The sequence below is a fragment of the Sphingopyxis sp. OAS728 genome (assembly GCF_014873485.1).
GTDB lineage: Bacteria > Pseudomonadota > Alphaproteobacteria > Sphingomonadales > Sphingomonadaceae > Sphingopyxis.
Genome location: NZ_JADBDT010000001.1, coordinates 2,933,016 through 2,948,316, shown reverse-complemented (window position 1 = coordinate 2,948,316; position 15,301 = coordinate 2,933,016). Strand labels below are relative to the sequence as shown.

General features: G+C 64.7%; 16 protein-coding genes. 14 read left to right on the top strand and 2 right to left on the bottom strand.

Features of this window, described 5'->3' with window-relative positions; all coding sequences use genetic code 11:
- The 5 genes from GGC65_RS13890 (at position 1) to GGC65_RS13870 (ending at position 3,389) form a co-directional block, all read left to right on the top strand.
- On the top strand, positions 1 to 447 hold the full coding sequence (locus GGC65_RS13890; RefSeq protein WP_192647718.1) for a CopD family protein: 447 nt from the start codon (positions 1 to 3) through the stop codon (positions 445 to 447).
- A gap of 195 nt (positions 448 to 642) precedes the next feature.
- A complete protein-coding gene (gene rho, locus GGC65_RS13885) occupies positions 643 to 1,899 on the top strand; it encodes a transcription termination factor Rho (protein ID WP_192647717.1) in 1,257 nt (418 codons plus the stop codon).
- A gap of 9 nt (positions 1,900 to 1,908) precedes the next feature.
- Entirely contained in the window at positions 1,909 to 2,202 is a 294-nt protein-coding gene (locus tag GGC65_RS13880; RefSeq protein WP_192647716.1) for an antibiotic biosynthesis monooxygenase family protein, read from the top strand.
- Positions 2,203 to 2,261: 59 nt separating this feature from the next.
- Complete coding sequence (locus tag GGC65_RS13875; RefSeq protein ID WP_225941167.1) at positions 2,262 to 2,924, top strand: TerC family protein; 663 nt, start codon at positions 2,262 to 2,264, stop codon at positions 2,922 to 2,924.
- 78 nt (positions 2,925 to 3,002) lie between these two features.
- Positions 3,003 to 3,389, top strand: coding sequence for a DUF1489 domain-containing protein (locus tag GGC65_RS13870; protein ID WP_225940816.1), 387 nt, complete (start codon positions 3,003 to 3,005; stop codon positions 3,387 to 3,389).
- On the opposite strand, the gene GGC65_RS13865 is transcribed toward GGC65_RS13870, so the two are convergent.
- Positions 3,386 to 3,787, bottom strand: a complete 402-nt coding sequence (locus GGC65_RS13865) for a nuclear transport factor 2 family protein (RefSeq protein WP_192647714.1) — start codon at positions 3,785 to 3,787, stop codon at positions 3,386 to 3,388. The genes GGC65_RS13870 and GGC65_RS13865 overlap by 4 nt on opposite strands.
- A complete protein-coding gene (locus GGC65_RS13860) occupies positions 3,784 to 4,482 on the bottom strand; it encodes a dienelactone hydrolase family protein (protein ID WP_192647713.1) in 699 nt (232 codons plus the stop codon). Before GGC65_RS13860 ends, GGC65_RS13865 begins: the two co-directional genes overlap by 4 nt.
- Before the next feature lie 104 nt (positions 4,483 to 4,586).
- Here GGC65_RS13860 and GGC65_RS13855 point away from each other — a divergent pair, with 104 nt between their 5' ends.
- The 9 genes from GGC65_RS13855 to GGC65_RS13815 all read left to right on the top strand — a co-directional run bounded on the left by GGC65_RS13855 (position 4,587) and on the right by GGC65_RS13815 (position 15,248).
- A complete protein-coding gene (locus tag GGC65_RS13855) occupies positions 4,587 to 4,880 on the top strand; it encodes a DUF6489 family protein (RefSeq protein WP_192647712.1) in 294 nt (97 codons plus the stop codon).
- An 8-nt stretch (positions 4,881 to 4,888) separates the two neighbouring features.
- Complete coding sequence (mnmE, locus tag GGC65_RS13850; protein WP_318780233.1) at positions 4,889 to 6,208, top strand: tRNA uridine-5-carboxymethylaminomethyl(34) synthesis GTPase MnmE; 1,320 nt, start codon at positions 4,889 to 4,891, stop codon at positions 6,206 to 6,208.
- A 76-nt stretch (positions 6,209 to 6,284) separates the two neighbouring features.
- Positions 6,285 to 8,144, top strand: a complete 1,860-nt coding sequence (mnmG, locus tag GGC65_RS13845; RefSeq protein WP_192647710.1) for a tRNA uridine-5-carboxymethylaminomethyl(34) synthesis enzyme MnmG — start codon at positions 6,285 to 6,287, stop codon at positions 8,142 to 8,144.
- A 129-nt stretch (positions 8,145 to 8,273) separates the two neighbouring features.
- The gene (gene rsmG, locus GGC65_RS13840; protein ID WP_192647709.1) at positions 8,274 to 8,933 is read left to right on the top strand and encodes a 16S rRNA (guanine(527)-N(7))-methyltransferase RsmG; all 660 of its coding nucleotides are present in this window, start codon (positions 8,274 to 8,276) and stop codon (positions 8,931 to 8,933) included.
- A complete protein-coding gene (locus GGC65_RS13835; protein ID WP_192647708.1) occupies positions 8,930 to 9,712 on the top strand; it encodes a ParA family protein in 783 nt (260 codons plus the stop codon). Before rsmG ends, GGC65_RS13835 begins: the two co-directional genes overlap by 4 nt.
- Positions 9,713 to 10,675 carry a ParB/RepB/Spo0J family partition protein gene (locus GGC65_RS13830; RefSeq protein WP_192647707.1) on the top strand — a complete coding sequence of 321 codons (963 nt, stop codon included), beginning with the start codon at positions 9,713 to 9,715 and terminating at the stop codon, positions 10,673 to 10,675.
- Positions 10,676 to 10,927: 252 nt separating this feature from the next.
- Complete coding sequence (locus GGC65_RS13825; protein ID WP_225940815.1) at positions 10,928 to 11,410, top strand: DUF4402 domain-containing protein; 483 nt, start codon at positions 10,928 to 10,930, stop codon at positions 11,408 to 11,410.
- Between the two features lie 187 nt (positions 11,411 to 11,597).
- A complete protein-coding gene (locus tag GGC65_RS13820) occupies positions 11,598 to 12,428 on the top strand; it encodes a molecular chaperone (protein WP_192647705.1) in 831 nt (276 codons plus the stop codon).
- A gap of 33 nt (positions 12,429 to 12,461) precedes the next feature.
- Positions 12,462 to 15,248 carry a collagen binding domain-containing protein gene (locus GGC65_RS13815; protein WP_192647704.1) on the top strand — a complete coding sequence of 929 codons (2,787 nt, stop codon included), beginning with the start codon at positions 12,462 to 12,464 and terminating at the stop codon, positions 15,246 to 15,248.
- The last annotated feature ends 53 nt before the right edge of the window (positions 15,249 to 15,301 follow it).

The following is a 15,301-nucleotide window of genomic DNA, read 5'->3' as shown; positions in this document are numbered from 1 at the left end:
ATGGAACTGGCTGGTTTTCTGGGGGTGACGATGCTTTGGGTCAAAGCAGCGCATATCATTTTCGTGATTTTCCTGATGGCCGGCCTGTTCATGATGCCGCGCTTTTTCGTCTATCACCATCAGGTGCCCGTCGGTTCCGACGAAGACAAAAAGTGGATCGAGCGCGAAGATCGGCTGCGGCGGATCATTCTGGGTCCGTCGCTGATCATCGTCTGGATCTTCGGCTTGATGCTCGCATTCAACGGCGATTATTGGCGCGAAGGCTGGTTCATCGCCAAATTCCTGCTCGTGATCGCGTTGTCGGGTTATCACGGCTGGATGATCGGCTATTTCAAGAAGCTGAAGAAAGGCGAGCGCCCGCTCACCGAAAAACAGCTTCGCATGCTCAACGAGGTACCCGGCATCGCCGCAGCGATTATCGTCATCCTCGTCGTCGTCCGTCCCTAGAATCCGCGTCTTCCGGCGCTGCCCGATTGACTTGAACCCGGCCCGGTTATAGGGGCCGGTCAACCCCGCTCCGTGCGGGCGGCGCGTCCTTGCGCCGACGCTATCTGTAACGGTCGTCCCACGGCCGGATAGGCACCCTGACGGTGCAACGAATTCGTTTCATTTCTCCCTGATTTTCTACCCGGAATCCATCCAATGCATCTTAAAGAACTCAAAACCAAAGCCCCCGCCCAGCTCGTCGAAATGGCGGAAGAACTGGGGGTCGAGGGCGCCTCGACGCTGCGCAAGCAGGACCTGATGTTCTCGATCCTGAAAGAACTCGCCGAAGAGGGCGAGGAAATCATCGGGTCGGGCACGATCGAGGTCCTCCCGGACTCGTTCGGTTTCCTGCGCTCGTCGGACGCCAATTATCTTGCCGGCCCCGACGACATTTATGTCTCGCCGAACCAGGTCCGCAAATATGGCCTGCGGACGGGCGACACCGTCGAGGGCGAGATCCGCGCGCCGCGCGATGGCGAACGCTATTTTGCGCTGACCAAGCTGATCAAGGTCAATTTTGACGATCCCGAGGCGGTGCGCCACCGCGTCAATTTCGACAACCTCACCCCGCTCTATCCGAACCAGAAGCTGTCGCTCGACACCGTCGACCCGACCGTCAAGGACAAGTCGGCGCGCGTGATCGATCTTGTCAGCCCGCAGGGCAAGGGCCAGCGCGCGCTGATCGTCGCGCCGCCGCGCACGGGTAAGACGGTGCTGCTGCAGAACATCGCCAAGGCGATCACCGACAACCATCCCGAGGTTTACCTGATCGTCCTCCTCGTCGACGAACGTCCCGAGGAAGTCACCGACATGCAGCGCAGCGTGAACGGCGAAGTCGTTTCCTCGACCTTCGACGAACCCGCGACGCGCCACGTCCAGGTCGCCGAAATGGTGATCGAAAAGGCGAAGCGCCTTGTCGAGCACAAGAAGGATGTCGTCATCCTCCTCGACTCGATCACGCGTCTCGGCCGCGCCTACAACACCGTCGTCCCGAGCTCGGGCAAGGTGCTGACCGGCGGTGTCGATGCCAATGCGCTCCAGCGCCCGAAGCGTTTCTTCGGTGCCGCGCGTAACATCGAGGAAGGTGGTTCGCTGTCGATTATCGCGACCGCGCTGATCGACACCGGCAGCCGCATGGACGAAGTGATCTTCGAAGAATTCAAGGGCACGGGTAACTCGGAAATCGTGCTCGACCGCAAGGTCGCCGACAAGCGCATCTTCCCGTCGCTCGACGTCGGCAAGTCGGGTACCCGCAAGGAAGAACTGCTCGTCGAGAAGGACAAGCTCAGCAAAATGTGGGTGCTGCGCCGCATCCTCATGCAGATGGGCACGATCGACGCGATGGAATTCCTGCTCGACAAGATCAAGGATTCGAAGACCAACGAGGATTTCTTCGACAGCATGAACCAGTAAGCCGGCATCTTGGCCGTTCTCGAACATGCGCTGCTTCACGTCCGTGCGGGCAGCGAAGCCGATTTCGAGGCGGCCGTCGCCGAGGCGCGGCCGCTGATCGCCGCGTCGCCGGGCTTTATTTCGCTCGAAATCTGCCGCCCGACAGCAACCGGACAGGCTTATCTGCTTTTGGTGAAGTGGAGGTCGGTCGCGGATCATCGGGACGGCTTCCGGCAATCGGACCGCTATCAGCAATGGCGGGCGTTGCTGCATCACTTTTATGACCCTATGCCAGAGGTCAGCTATTTCGGAGAGCCGCTGTGATTTTGGAATTTCTGACTCAGGCCGCGGCGCACGCCGGCGGTTTCGGCGGTCCCGCCGGAATGTGGGACGCGATCGTCAAGGATTTCTCGAACATCACCGAGCCCGCGGCCTTCGCGGCCTTCCTGCAGGTGCTGATGATCGACCTCGTGCTTGCGGGTGACAATGCGATCGTTGTCGGCGCGCTTGCCGCCGGCCTTCCTGCCGACCAGCGCAAGAAGGTCATCCTGATCGGTGTGCTCGCGGCATTGGTGCTGCGCATCGCCTTCGCCCTCGTCGTCACCCAGCTGATGCAGATTGTCGGATTGATCTTTGTCGGCGGCCTGTTGCTGATCTGGGTCGCGTGGAAAATGTGGCGCGAACTGCGTCACACCGGCCAGTCGCACGGTTCGCCCGAGATTGCAGGGGACGAGCACTCGGGGCTGAAGCCCGCCAAGAGCTTTGCCGGGGCCGCCTGGGCGGTTGCCGTCGCCGACGTCAGCATGAGCCTCGACAATGTGCTCGCAGTCGCTGGTGCAGCGCGCGAGCATCCGGGCATCCTGATCGTCGGCCTGATCTTTGCCGTCGCCTTGATGGGTGTCGCGGCGAACATCATCGCCAAATATATCGAACGCTACCGCTGGATCGCCTATCTCGGCCTCGCCGTGATCGTCTATGTCGCGGTCAAGATGATCTACGAAGGCTGGGTCGACCCCGGCGTCGGGATCGGGACGCTGTTCGGCTAAAAAAGGAAAAGCCAGTCCTTCGCGGGGCTGGCTTTTTTCTTACCGGCTCCCCATTTGGCGGACATGCCCCCGCTTCACATGACCCGCGTTGCCGTCGGCTGCGCCGACTATCCGGCCCTGCAGGCGCGGATCGCCAACTATGCGCAAGGCGGCGAGATTCGTTTCACGACGCGGTTCAAGCCGAAGCGTGCCGACGAACTGATCGGCGGCAAGCTGCATTTCATCGTCAAGCACACGCTCGTCGCGCGTGTCGAAATTCTGCGCTTCGAGGATCGCAGTGACGGGCGGATCGACATCGTCTGTGTGGCGGCGCTCGAGCGGATCCATCCGCAGCCGAAACGCGCGCATCAGGGATGGCGCTATCTGGCCGACGCCGACGCGCCAAAGGGGGTCGATGAGGGCGACGGGCTCGCGGATTTGCCGCCGGAGCTTTATCGCGAGCTTGCCGAGCTGAGCCTGATCTAGCCCGCGGCTTGCGCCGCGAGCATCTCGCCCATCTTCTCCCAGACCTTGTTGATCGCCTTGAGCGGGCGAACCATCACTTTGAAATCGCTGATTTTTCTGTCTGCGTTCCAGGTGATGATGTCGACGCCGTTGATCTGGATGCCGTCGAGGCTGCTCTGGAATTCGAGCATCGCTTGCTCGCCGTCGACGATCTCGCGCAGATAGCGGAAATCGTCGCCGCCCAGCACATGGCTCGCCGCATGGAGATAGGCGAAGACCTTGTCGCGCCCTTCCTGCGGGGTGTGAACGACGGGCGAGTGGAACACCGCATCTTCGGCGAGTAGATCCTTGAGCGCCTGCGGGTCGCCGCCGCCGGCCATATAGGTATGCCAAGCGGCGAGACCGGGGTGCGCGCTCATGCGAGATGCTCGGCGAGGAAGGCGCGCGTGCGGCTGTCGGCGAGCTCTGCCGCCGCGTCGTCGCGGCGATCGCCGTCGGTTGCGGCAAAGCCGTGATCGAGCCCTTCATAATCGTGGAGCGTCACCTTGGGATGCGGGTCGAGCCCCTCGTGCATCTTCGCCTGCGCCTCGGGGCTGACGAAGTGATCGGCGGTCGGGATATGGAGCATCAGCGGGTTCGCGATTGCATGGCTTTCGTTCAGCATCTGGTCGATCATGACGCCATAATAGCCGACCGACACGTCGATATCGGTGCGTGCGGCGGCCATATAGGCGAGCTTGCCGCCGAGGCAGTAGCCGACGCAGCCGACCTTGGCCGCGCCCTGGCCGTGGAGCCAGCGGATTGCCGCCTCGATATCCTTCACCCCGTCGTCGACATTATATTGGCCGAGAAGCCGGAGCGCCTCATTCAATTCGGCCTCGACATCGGGGTTGAGGTCGACCCCGGGGGCGAAGCGCCAGAAGAGGTCGGGCGCGATCGCGAGATAGCCCTGCGCCGCCCAATCTTCGCATTTCTGCACGATGCCCGCGTTCACGCCGAAGATTTCGGGGATGACGATGATCGCGCGCGACGAATCGGCGTCGGGACGCGCGACATAGGCGGGAATCGTCGCTTCGCCGTCGAGCGTGGGAATAGTGATGTTCGTCGCGGACATGGAAGGGCTCCTGACTCTTGCTTCTTTGCGGTGAAAGCGCGAAGCTAGCGGGGCTGCGGGCACGGCTCAAGCGGCTTACCGGCATTTCGGGGCGGAGACGGACGATGAAATTCAATATCGAGATCGATTGTACCCCCGAAGAGGCCCGCCGCCTGTTCGGGCTTCCCGACCTCGAGCCGCTGCACGATATCTATCTCAGCCGCGTCAAGGAATTGATGGCGAAGGGGATCACGCCGGACATGGTGCAGTCGATGGTCAAGACATGGGTGCCGATGGGCGGCAGCGGTCTTGAGCTTGTCCAGTCATTGCTCGGCCAGTTTGGCGGCGGGTTGATGGGCGGGTCGAAATCGGCCGATGCGGGCGATGACGACAAGCCCGCCAAGGGGCGCAAGAGCTGAACCAACTTATTGTAAGAGATACGATTTTTGCACTGTCGAGCGGAATGCCGCCGGCGGCGATCGGCGTCGTGCGCGTAAGCGGGCCGGCGGCGGGATCGGCGCTACAGGCGCTGACAGGGCGGCTGCCCGCACCGCGCCATGCCTCGCTTGCGGCGCTCAGCGACGCGAAAGGAGCACCGCTCGATCAGGCGCTGGTCCTGTGGTTTCCGGGGCCCGCAACGGCAACCGGAGAGGATCTCGCCGAATTGCATCTGCACGGCGGGCGCGCGGTGGTGGCGGCAGTCGAAACGGCGTTGGCCGCAATCGACGGCCTGCGCCGGGCCGAGCCAGGAGAATTTACGCGCCGGGCGTTCGAGAATGGACGGATCGACTTGGCCGAGGCCGAGGGGCTTGCGGATCTGCTTGCTGCCGAGACCGAAAACCAGCGGGTGCAGGCGCTCGGTATGGCGAGCGGGCATGTGTCGCGCGCGGTCGCGGGGTGGCAGGACCGACTGCTCGGCTTGATGGCGGGCGCCGAGGCCGAGCTCAATTTTGCCGATGAGGATGATGTCGAAGTTGGCGAAGCTGTTGCGCAGCGTTTGATTGTGGGGATGGGCGATCTGGCGGCGGAATTGGGCGGGTGGCTGGCGCGGCCGGCGGCGGAGGTGATCGCCGAAGGGCTGTCGGTGGTGATCGCGGGGCCGCCGAATGCCGGAAAATCGACTTTGATCAATGCTTTGGCGCAGCGAGAGCTTGCGATCGTGTCGCCGGTGGCGGGGACGACGCGCGATGTGATCGAAACGCCGCTCGCGCTCGACGGGATCGCGATGCGCTTTTCGGATACGGCGGGCATTCGCGGCGAGGGTGCCGATGTTATCGAGACGATCGGAATCGATCGCGCGAAGGCCGCGGTCGAGGGAGCTGATATCTTGCTCTGGCTTGGGTCGCCGAAGGATGCGCCCGAGCATCCGCGGGCGATCCTGATCGCGGCGCAGGCCGATCGCTGGTCGGGCGACGCGGCGGCGGAGGCCGAAGCTGCGCGTTGCGACCTGATTCTTTCGGCGGCGACGGGCGAGGGAATGGACAAGCTTCATCGCTATGTCGTCGAGATGGCGCGGACGCTGTTGCCGCGTGAGGGCGAGGCGGCGCTGCGTCAGCGTCAGCGCGCGGCGCTTGGCGAAGCACGCGACTGGTTGACCATCGAGGCCGGATCGCGCGAGGCGAGGGATTTAATCCTTCTCGCCGAAAGGCTTAGGTTGGCCGCAGCGGCGCTCGACCGTATTACCGGGCGCGCGGGCGTCGAAGATATGCTCGACGCTTTGTTCGGGCGTTTCTGCATCGGCAAATGATGTTCCACGTGAAACATCGCTTCCATCGCGCCATAGTGGATTCGCACCCGTCTTTGCGGTAAGGGCCGCAGCAATCATGCACTGCAACGAAATTTTTGATGTCATCGTCGTCGGCGGTGGTCACGCCGGAACCGAGGCCGCCGCGGCTGCGGCGCGGCTTGGCGCGCGCGTCGCGCTCGTCAGTTTCGATCCGGCGCTGATCGGCACGATGTCGTGCAATCCGGCGATCGGCGGGCTCGGCAAGGGTCATTTGATGCGCGAGGTCGACGCGCTCGACGGCTGGATGGCGCGCGCCGCCGATAAGGCTGCGATCCATTACCGGATGCTCAACGCGTCGAAGGGTGCGGCGGTGCAGGGGCCTCGCATCCAGGCCGACCGCAAACTTTATCGCGACGCGATCCAAAATTTGCTCCGTGCAGAGGATGGCATCATGGTCGTTGCCGGCGAAGCTGCCGCGCTGCGCCTGTCGGAGGACGGACGCGTCGAGGGACTCGAACTCGCCGATGGCTCGACCTTGAAGGCGAGCGCGGTCGTGCTCGCCACCGGGACATTCCTCGGCGGCCGGTTGTTCCGCGGTGAAGAGCGGATGGAGGGTGGGCGCATCGGCGAGGCGGGCGCGCATCGGCTCGCCGAGCAATTGCGCGCGGCAAAACTCCCGATGGCACGGCTCAAGACGGGGACGCCGCCGCGGCTTGATGGACGGTCGATTGATTGGGCACGGCTGGAGGAGCAGCCCTCGGACGGCGAGCGCTGGACCTGTTCCACGTGGAACAGTGAACGCACGGTGCCGCAGATTTTCTGTGCGATCACGCGCACCAATAGCGAAAGCCACGCGATTATCGCGGCGAACCTCGATCGCTCGCCGCTGTTCACCGGCGCCATCGGAGCAGCGGGGCCGCGTTATTGCCCGTCGATCGAGGACAAGATCCACCGCTTCGCCGATCGCGACGGGCATCAGGTCTTTCTGGAGCCCGAGGGGCTCGATTCGGTCCTCGTCTATCCGAACGGAATCTCGACCTCGCTCCCCGCCGATGTCCAGCTCGCGATGCTGCGCACGATGGAGGGGCTGGAAGTCGTCGAAATGGTCGTGCCCGGCTATGCGGTCGAATATGATCATATCGACCCGCGCGCGCTCGACCGGACGTTGCAGGTGCGCGCGATGCCCGGCCTCTATTGCGCCGGGCAGATCAACGGCACGACGGGATATGAAGAGGCCGCGGCGCAGGGGCTGGTGGCCGGCGCGAACGCCGCGCTCGCCGCCCAGGGGCGCGATCCGCTGATCCTTGATCGCAGCGAATCCTATATCGGCGTGATGGTCGACGATCTGGTGTTGCAGGGTGTCACCGAACCCTATCGCATGCTCACCGCGCGCGCCGAATATCGCTTGCGGCTGCGCGCCGACAATGCCGCGACGCGGCTCACGCCCAAAGGCATCGAACTCGGGCTGGTGCGACCGGCGACCGCGGCGTTGTTCAGGGTGCGGCAGGCCGAACGGGCACGGGCCGAAGCCCTGCTCGATGCGCCGGTCGCGACCGCCGATTATGCCGCCGTCGGGCTTGCGCTTCCGGGCGACGGCATCGCGCGCAAGCGGATCGACCTGTTGCGCTATCCGGACATGTCGATCGCGCGGCTTGCCGTTCTGGCGCCCGACCTCGAATCGGTCGATCCCGCGATTCTGTCGGAGATCGCCGAGGACGCCCATTATGCGCCCTATATCGCACGGCAGGATGCCGAACTGCGCGCGCTCGCCGCGAATGAGGCGATCATCCTCGATCTCGCGCTGGATTATGGAGCGATCGGCGGCCTGTCGCGCGAGATGGTCGAGCGGCTGACGAAGGCGCAGCCCGAGACGCTGGGGCAGGCGGCCCGGATCGATGGGGTCACTCCCGCCGCGCTGACGGCAATCATGGTGCATAGCAAGCGGCGCGCGGCGTGATCCGCCATCGCTGACTAAAATCCGTTGGCCCTGAGCTTGTCGAAGGGCGGTTCTTTCTTTTAGCGCGAAAGAACGAAGGACGGTGCTTCGACAAGCTCAGCACGAGCGAATTAAGAGGACAGCTTCAGCTTGACGACACAGATTCTTGACAGTGAAGCCGCGGCGCGCTCCTGGATCGGTGAGCTATTCGCACCGACGACCGATCTATGGGCGAAGCTCGACCGTTTCGTCGAAATGCTCGTCGCCGAAAATGCACAGCAGAATCTGATCGCGGCATCGACGATTCCGACCATCTGGGTCCGGCATATCGCCGACAGTGCGCAGCTTCTCTCTTTCGACACCATGGAGGGCGATGGGCTCTGGATCGACCTCGGTAGTGGGCCGGGGCTCCCTGGGCTCGTCGTTGCGATCCTGAGCGCGCGGCCGGTTCTGCTCGTCGAATCGCGCAAGCGGCGCTGCGACTTTCTGCGCGCGGTCGCAGCCGAACTCGATCTGGGCCATGTCGAGGTGGCTGAGGCGCCGCTCGAGCGGGTCGAAACGCGCGCTGCCGCGACGATCAGCGCGCGTGCCTTTGCACCGCTCGACAAGCTGCTCGACTTATCCGCGCGTTTTTCCACCGAATCGACGCATTGGCTGCTCCCAAAAGGGCGAAACGCGGTTAAGGAACTGGCTTTGCTGCCCCAGCCATGGCAGAGAATGTTCCACGTGGAACAGAGCCGCACCGATCCAGAGAGCCAGATTTTGGTGGGAATCGGAAAAATTGCGGCAAAACAGCGAGGAAAGCGATGATCCGCATTGCCGTGGCGAACCAGAAGGGTGGGGTCGGCAAGACAACGACGGCGATCAACCTCGCGACAGCGCTCGCGGCGACCGGCTGGCGGACGCTGATCATCGACCTCGATCCGCAGGGCAATGCCTCGACCGGGCTCGGGATAAAGCAATCGCAGCGCGAATGTTCGAGCTATGAGCTGCTGCGAGGGGATGCGACGCTTGCCGAATGCGCGATCGCGACCGCGGTGCCGCGGCTCGACATTGTCACCGCGACAGTCGACCTGTCGGGAGCGGAAATCGAGCTGATCGAATTTCAGGACCGGCTGCACCGGCTACAACAGGCATTGTCGACCGCCGAAGCGGGACAGTGGGATATCTGTCTGATCGATTGCCCGCCGTCGCTCGGCATGCTGACGCTCAACGCGTTGATCGCCGCCGAATCGTTGATCGTACCGCTGCAATGCGAATTTTTCGCGCTCGAGGGGCTGAGCCAGCTGCTCACCACGGTCGAGCGCGTGCGCGAGCGCTTCAACCAGAAATTGTCGATCCTTGGCGTTGCGCTGACGATGTTCGACCGCCGCAACCGGCTCACTGATCAAGTGTCCGACGATGTGCGCGAAGTCCTCGGCCCCGTCGTGTTCGACACGGTGATCCCGCGCAATGTCCGGCTGTCGGAAGCGCCAAGCCATGGGCTTCCCGCGCTGATCTACGACCACCGCTGCGCCGGGTCGGCCGCCTATATCGCGCTTGCGCGCGAGCTGATCGACCGGCTTCCCAACGTCCGCAAGGCTGCATAAATGGCTGATAATAAAGACGAAACTGGACCGGATTCGAGCCCGGCACGCAAGCGGCCCTCGGGGCTGGGGCGGGGGCTCAATGCGCTGTTCGGCGATGTCGCGGTCGAGGCGCCGGTGCTGGCGACCCCGGGTGGGGCGGCGAAGGTCGCGCCGGCGTCGGGCGATTCGGTGCAGCATGTCGGGGTCGGGTCGATTCGCCCGCTCCCTGGCCAGCCGCGCCGCCATTTCGACGAAAATGCCATCGCAGAGCTCGCCGATTCGATCGGCTTGCGCGGACTTTTGCAGCCGATCATCGTCCGTCGCTCACCCGACGGCGACGGCTACCAGCTTGTTGCCGGCGAACGGCGCTGGCGTGCGGCGCAACGCGCGGGGCTGCATCATATCCCCGCGCTCGTGCGTGAGCTCGACGACGCGGCGACCTATGAGATCGCGCTCGTCGAGAACATCCAGCGCCAGGACCTGAACGCGATCGAAGAGGCGGGCGCCTATCGCCGCCTGATCGACGATTTCGGCCACAACCAGGAGGCGCTGGCGAAGCTCGTCGGCAAATCGCGCAGTCATGTCGCGAATCTGATGCGCCTGCTCGACCTGCCCGCCGCGGTGCAAGAGCTGGTGGGCGACGGATCGCTCGCAATGGGGCATGCGCGCGCGCTGATCGGTGCCGACGACGCCGAATCGATCGCGCGCCGCGTCGTCAAGGAGGGCCTGTCGGTCCGCGCGGTCGAAGCGCTGGTCCGTACCGACAAGGGCGGCGGCCGCAAGGTCCCGCCGCTCGAATATAAGAGCATGGATGGCGGGCGCGATCCCGATATCGTCGCGGTCGAACGCCATTTGTCCGAGCTGCTCGGGATCGGTGTCGCGATCCAATATGTTGGCGACGGCAAGGGCGCGTTGACGCTTAAATTCGCGTCGCTCGACCAGCTCGACATGATCTGCCAGCGGCTGAGCGGCGAATCGATATGATCGCCGCTCAATTTGTGCCAGTCCGGGCCGTTAAAGGAGGACAGGCGGCCGCCACGGCTACAGCTACGCCGTAGTAAATCACTGATATTGTTTGATTATTCTGTGTAACGCGGGCCAATTCTTGTTGGCCTGTTAACCAAGCTTGCTGGCAAAGACTGAACAGGTCGTCCCCTAAAGAGGTCGGCGAATGGGGTGGGAAATCCATTCGAAATTCGACTGATTCAAGGGACCAAACATATGCGCAAATTTGGAATGAAGCGCGCCCTTCTGGGTGCCGCGATTGCTGCCCTCGCGATGAACGCTTCGGCGGCGCAGGCGGCTTCGGCCACGGGTACGGCGAAAGCCAAGATCCTGCGCCAGATCACGCTCACCAACACCAGCGACCTGCAATATGCGACGATCATCAGCGGTGCGACCGCGGCGACCGTTGCGGTGTCGACGGGCGGCACGCGGACATGCGCTGCGGCGCTGACCTGCACCGGCACGGCGACCGCCGCCAACTTCAACGTGGCCGGCACCGAGGGCGCCGTGGTCGTTGTCGGCGGCGATTCGAGCGTGACGCTGACGGGCTCGCTTGGCGGTACGATGGCATCGACGCTGACCTATTCGGCGCCGACTATCACGCTGGGCGCCACCGGCGGCAGCTTCCAGGTCGGCGGTACGCTGAGCGTCGGCGCCAACCAGGCGTCGGGCGACTATACGGGGACGTTCAACGTCACCGCCAATTATCAATAGGTTGGGGGGCCTGGCGGGCTGAGACCCGCCAGCGGTAAAATGGGGTCGCCGGGCGCAGGTCCGGCGGCCTCTCTTTATGCAAGCGGCGCCCTTGGTTAGCGAAATATCAACCATGTTGGCGCAGGCAGGATGCGACCATCGGGACGGTGTGGGGCCGTTTCCCGAAACGATTGTGGGGATCGTATCCATGTTGCGTTTTTTGAAGGGCTTCGGCCTGTTTACCGCGGCTGCGCTTGGCGCCGCGACGTCGCCGGCTTTGGCTGCCGGCGACCTGCTCGTCGCGCCGACACGCGTCGTCCTCGATGGATCGCGCGGGACCGAGGTGGTGCTGAACAATATCGGCGCCGAGCCTGCGACCTATCGGATCAGCCTCGAGATCAAGAGGATGACCGGCGAGGGCGGGCTCGACGAGATCGCCGAAGAAAATGTGACGGCCGCCGAGCGGACCGCGCTCGATATGATCGCCTTCAGCCCGCGCCGCGTCACGTTGCCGCCCAACCAGCCGCAGGTCGTGCGCGTCGGGGTGCGCGTCCCCGAGGGAACGCCGCCGGGCGAATATCGCGCGCATATGCTGTTCCGCGCAGTTCCCGATGCGGCAGCGGCGGTGCCTGCCGATCCTGTCAAGCCCGTGAGCGAAGGCGTGTCGATCGCGCTCACGCCGATTTACGGAATCACCATCCCGGTGATCGTCCGCGTCGGCGATCTCGGCGCGGAGGCGTCGATCGGCGAGGCGTGGGTCAGCGAAACGCAGGATGGCCCCGCGTTCAATTTCGACCTGACGCGGACGGGCAGCCGGTCGGTCTACGGCGACATCGAAGTGACCCGGCCCGGGGTTGCTGAGCCCTTGCTCGTCGCCCGCGGCATCGCGGTCTATCCCGAGGTCGGCGCGCGCAAGGTGTCGCTGCGCGTACCCGGCGAGCTCGCGGCGAAGCTCAAGGGCCCGGTGCGCATCCGTTACAGCGAAGACCGCGAAATCGGCGGCGGCACGATCGACGAGGCCGAGCGGGTGGTGAAGTGACGGCGTAAACCCGGAGCAAAGCGGGCGGGGGTGATGATCCGCGCGGCGCTGTCTCGATGGAAACCGGCGATATTGGCCGGGCTGGCGCTGGTGGGGCTCGTCCCCGCCGGCGCTGAGGCTGTTGAGAAAAAGCCCGTTTCACTTGCCGCTGACGGCTGGGCGCCGAACGAGGACGACAGCTGGCTGTTCGATGTGCGATCGGGGCAGTACCGGCTCGGCGACGGGGTGCGCGGTTATCAGACGCCGCAGGGTGTGTGCGTCGATCTTGCCGATGTCGTGCTCGCGCTCGATCTCGCGGTGCGCGTCGACAAGAAGTTGCGCCGCGCAACCGGCTGGGTGTTTGACGAGCGCCGCAGCCTGACGATCGACCGCGACGCGGGCGAAGTGCGCGCCGGAAGCCAGAGTTTCCGGCTGGCTGCGACGACGATCCGCGACACGCCGGCGGGATGGTGCGTCGATCTGGATAGCCTCAATCAATGGCTTGGGGTGCCGCTGGCCGCCGACCTGTCGAACGCGGTGCTGCGGATCGACACCAAGGACAAGCTGCCGTTCCAGCTCGCCGCCGAACGCCGCGCGCGGGCAGCAGGGATCCGTCCGCAGGCCGCGTTCGATCTCAAGAGCCTGCCGCAAGCCGCGCGGCCCTATCAGGCGTGGGCAACGCCGTCGGTCGACATCGTCGCCTCGGCGGGAGTCGTATCGGACAAGCGCGGCGGATCCTATGTGCAGGGCCGCTACGAGATTTTCGCTGCGGGCGAGGTGGTCGGGCAGAGTTTCGACGCGCGGCTGTCGTCGGACAATGAGGGTGTGCCCGACAGCTTGCGCATGCGGCTCTATCGCACCGATCCCGAAGGGCGCCTGCTCGGGCCGCTGGGGGCGACGCATTACGGGCTGGGCGATGTCAGCCTGCTCTCGACCGGGATCGTCGCGGCGTCGGCGCCCGGGCGGGGGGCGGTGCTCACCAATCGGCCGATCGAGCGGCCCGATGCCTTCGACAAGACGACCTTCCGCGGCGATCTGCCCGCGGGCTGGGATGCCGAGCTGTATCGCAACGGCCAATTGCTCGCCTTTACCAGCCCAAATGGCGACGGCCGCTACGAATTTATCGACGTGCCGCTGCAATATGGCGCGAACCGCTTCGAGATCGTCCTATATGGGCCGCAAGGGCAAATCCGGCGTGAAATCAAGCAGGTGCAGGTGGGGATGGATTCGATCCCGCCGCAGCAGACCTGGTATTGGGCGGGGTTCGCGCAGGAAAATGCCGACCTGATCGAATTCGGGAAGCAGCGGCGCGGGGCGTTCCGGCGCGGGTGGCGCGGGACGTTGGGGATCGAGCGCGGGCTCGATGCGCGCACGTCCGCCGCAGCCTATTTGCACAGCCTGTTGATCGAAAATGTGCGGTATAATTATGGCGAGCTTGCGCTGCGCCGGTCGATCGGGCCGACCCTACTCGAGGTTGGTGGCAGTTACGCCGACAATTCGCGAGGCGGTGGGGGCGGCACCGCGGCGCGCGCGAGCTGGCTGGCGGCGTTCGGCGAAACCTATATCCGCGCCGATGCGATGCGCGGCTGGGGCGGCTTTGTATCCGACCGTTTTATCAACAATATCAACGGTATTTACTCGATCTCGGTCGACCAGTCGGTCACGCTGGGACGGACTGTGCTGCCGTTCCACTTCGATGTCCGGCAGGTCGAACGGCGATCGGGGATCGACAGCCTTGAAGCCAGTGCGCGCGTGTCGGCGGGCTTTCGCGCGATGACTTTTACCGGACAGCTTGACTGGAGCCGGACGAAGGTACCGATTGGGCCCGATCCGCCCGACAATCTGGCCGCCAGCCTGCTTGCCAACGCCCGGATCGGGCGGGTTCGCGTCCGGGGAGAGGCGCGTTTTGCGCTGTCAGGCGACAATGGCGATACGCGCATGGCGGTCATCGGCGAATGGGCCGGGAAGGGCGACGCCGAATGGCGCGCCGAACTCGGCTATGATCGCGGGCTCCACCGCGCACGCGCCGGAATGGGATATACACGCCGTTTCAACAAGCTGCAGCTGACGGGGTTCGGCGAAATCGCGAGCGACGGGTCGGTCGCGGCGTCGCTGGCGCTCGCCTTCAGCTTTGGCCCGAAATCGAATGGCGGCTGGCGCGTGTCGAGCGAGAAGCTCGCGAGCCGCGGCCAGGTGATCGCCGATGTGTGGATGGACGACAATGGCGACGGCATCCGCCAGCCGGAAGAGGCGGCGCTCGCCGACGTGCCGCTGACCGCAGGCAACGCGCATGTAGAGGCCGCGACCGACAAGGATGGGCGAGGGACGATCGACGGGCTCGAACCGTTCCGCCCGGTGCTTATCGGTATCGACGCCGGCAGCCTGCCGGATCCTTATGTCCAGCCGGCGCTGCCAGGCGTCGTTGTGTTGCCGCGGCCGGGGGTCGCGACGCGCGTCGCGCTGCCGATGGCGGTGGCGGGCGAGATCGAGGGCGTTCTGCGGCGTGACGGGGGCAATCCTATCGAGGGGCTGAGCGTCGAGCTCGTCGACGCCGAGGGCCGCGTTCGCGCGACGACGATCACTGAATTCGACGGATATTTCCTGTTCGAGGGGGTCGCATACGGACGCTACACGGTGCGGCTGGGCAAGGCGTCGGCGGCCGCATTCCGGCTCGATGGCGGCTTTGCGGTTGGGGCGGTGCCGGGGAAGGCGACCCCGCGCGTCCGGCTGGGGACGGTCATCTTGAAGCCGCTGATGCGCGACGTTGCGATACGGGAGGATACGCCGACCGGCAGCGGCAATGCGCGCGGGCCGCCTGGTGGGGATCGACAGGGCGACTAAGGGTCGACAATCGTCCGCTTTCCATGTCGGTCGCGCCTTGGAAAAAGCCCGAG

Bases quoted from the DNA above. Each gene is read 5' to 3' on its own strand.
- GGC65_RS13890 (WP_192647718.1), top strand. From the start codon at position 1: ATGGAACTGGCTGGTTTTCTGGGGGTGACGATGCTTTGGGTCAAAGCA.
- rho (WP_192647717.1), top strand. From the start codon at position 643: ATGCATCTTAAAGAACTCAAAACCAAAGCCCCCGCCCAGCTCGTCGAA.
- GGC65_RS13875 (WP_225941167.1), top strand. From the start codon at position 2,262: ATGTGGGACGCGATCGTCAAGGATTTCTCGAACATCACCGAGCCCGCG.
- GGC65_RS13870 (WP_225940816.1), top strand. From the start codon at position 3,003: ATGACCCGCGTTGCCGTCGGCTGCGCCGACTATCCGGCCCTGCAGGCG.
- GGC65_RS13865 (WP_192647714.1), bottom strand. From the start codon at position 3,787: ATGAGCGCGCACCCCGGTCTCGCCGCTTGGCATACCTATATGGCCGGC.
- GGC65_RS13860 (WP_192647713.1), bottom strand. From the start codon at position 4,482: ATGTCCGCGACGAACATCACTATTCCCACGCTCGACGGCGAAGCGACG.
- GGC65_RS13855 (WP_192647712.1), top strand. From the start codon at position 4,587: ATGAAATTCAATATCGAGATCGATTGTACCCCCGAAGAGGCCCGCCGC.
- mnmG (WP_192647710.1), top strand. From the start codon at position 6,285: ATGCACTGCAACGAAATTTTTGATGTCATCGTCGTCGGCGGTGGTCAC.
- GGC65_RS13835 (WP_192647708.1), top strand. From the start codon at position 8,930: ATGATCCGCATTGCCGTGGCGAACCAGAAGGGTGGGGTCGGCAAGACA.
- GGC65_RS13830 (WP_192647707.1), top strand. From the start codon at position 9,713: ATGGCTGATAATAAAGACGAAACTGGACCGGATTCGAGCCCGGCACGC.
- GGC65_RS13825 (WP_225940815.1), top strand. From the start codon at position 10,928: ATGAAGCGCGCCCTTCTGGGTGCCGCGATTGCTGCCCTCGCGATGAAC.
- GGC65_RS13820 (WP_192647705.1), top strand. From the start codon at position 11,598: ATGTTGCGTTTTTTGAAGGGCTTCGGCCTGTTTACCGCGGCTGCGCTT.
- GGC65_RS13815 (WP_192647704.1), top strand. From the start codon at position 12,462: ATGATCCGCGCGGCGCTGTCTCGATGGAAACCGGCGATATTGGCCGGG.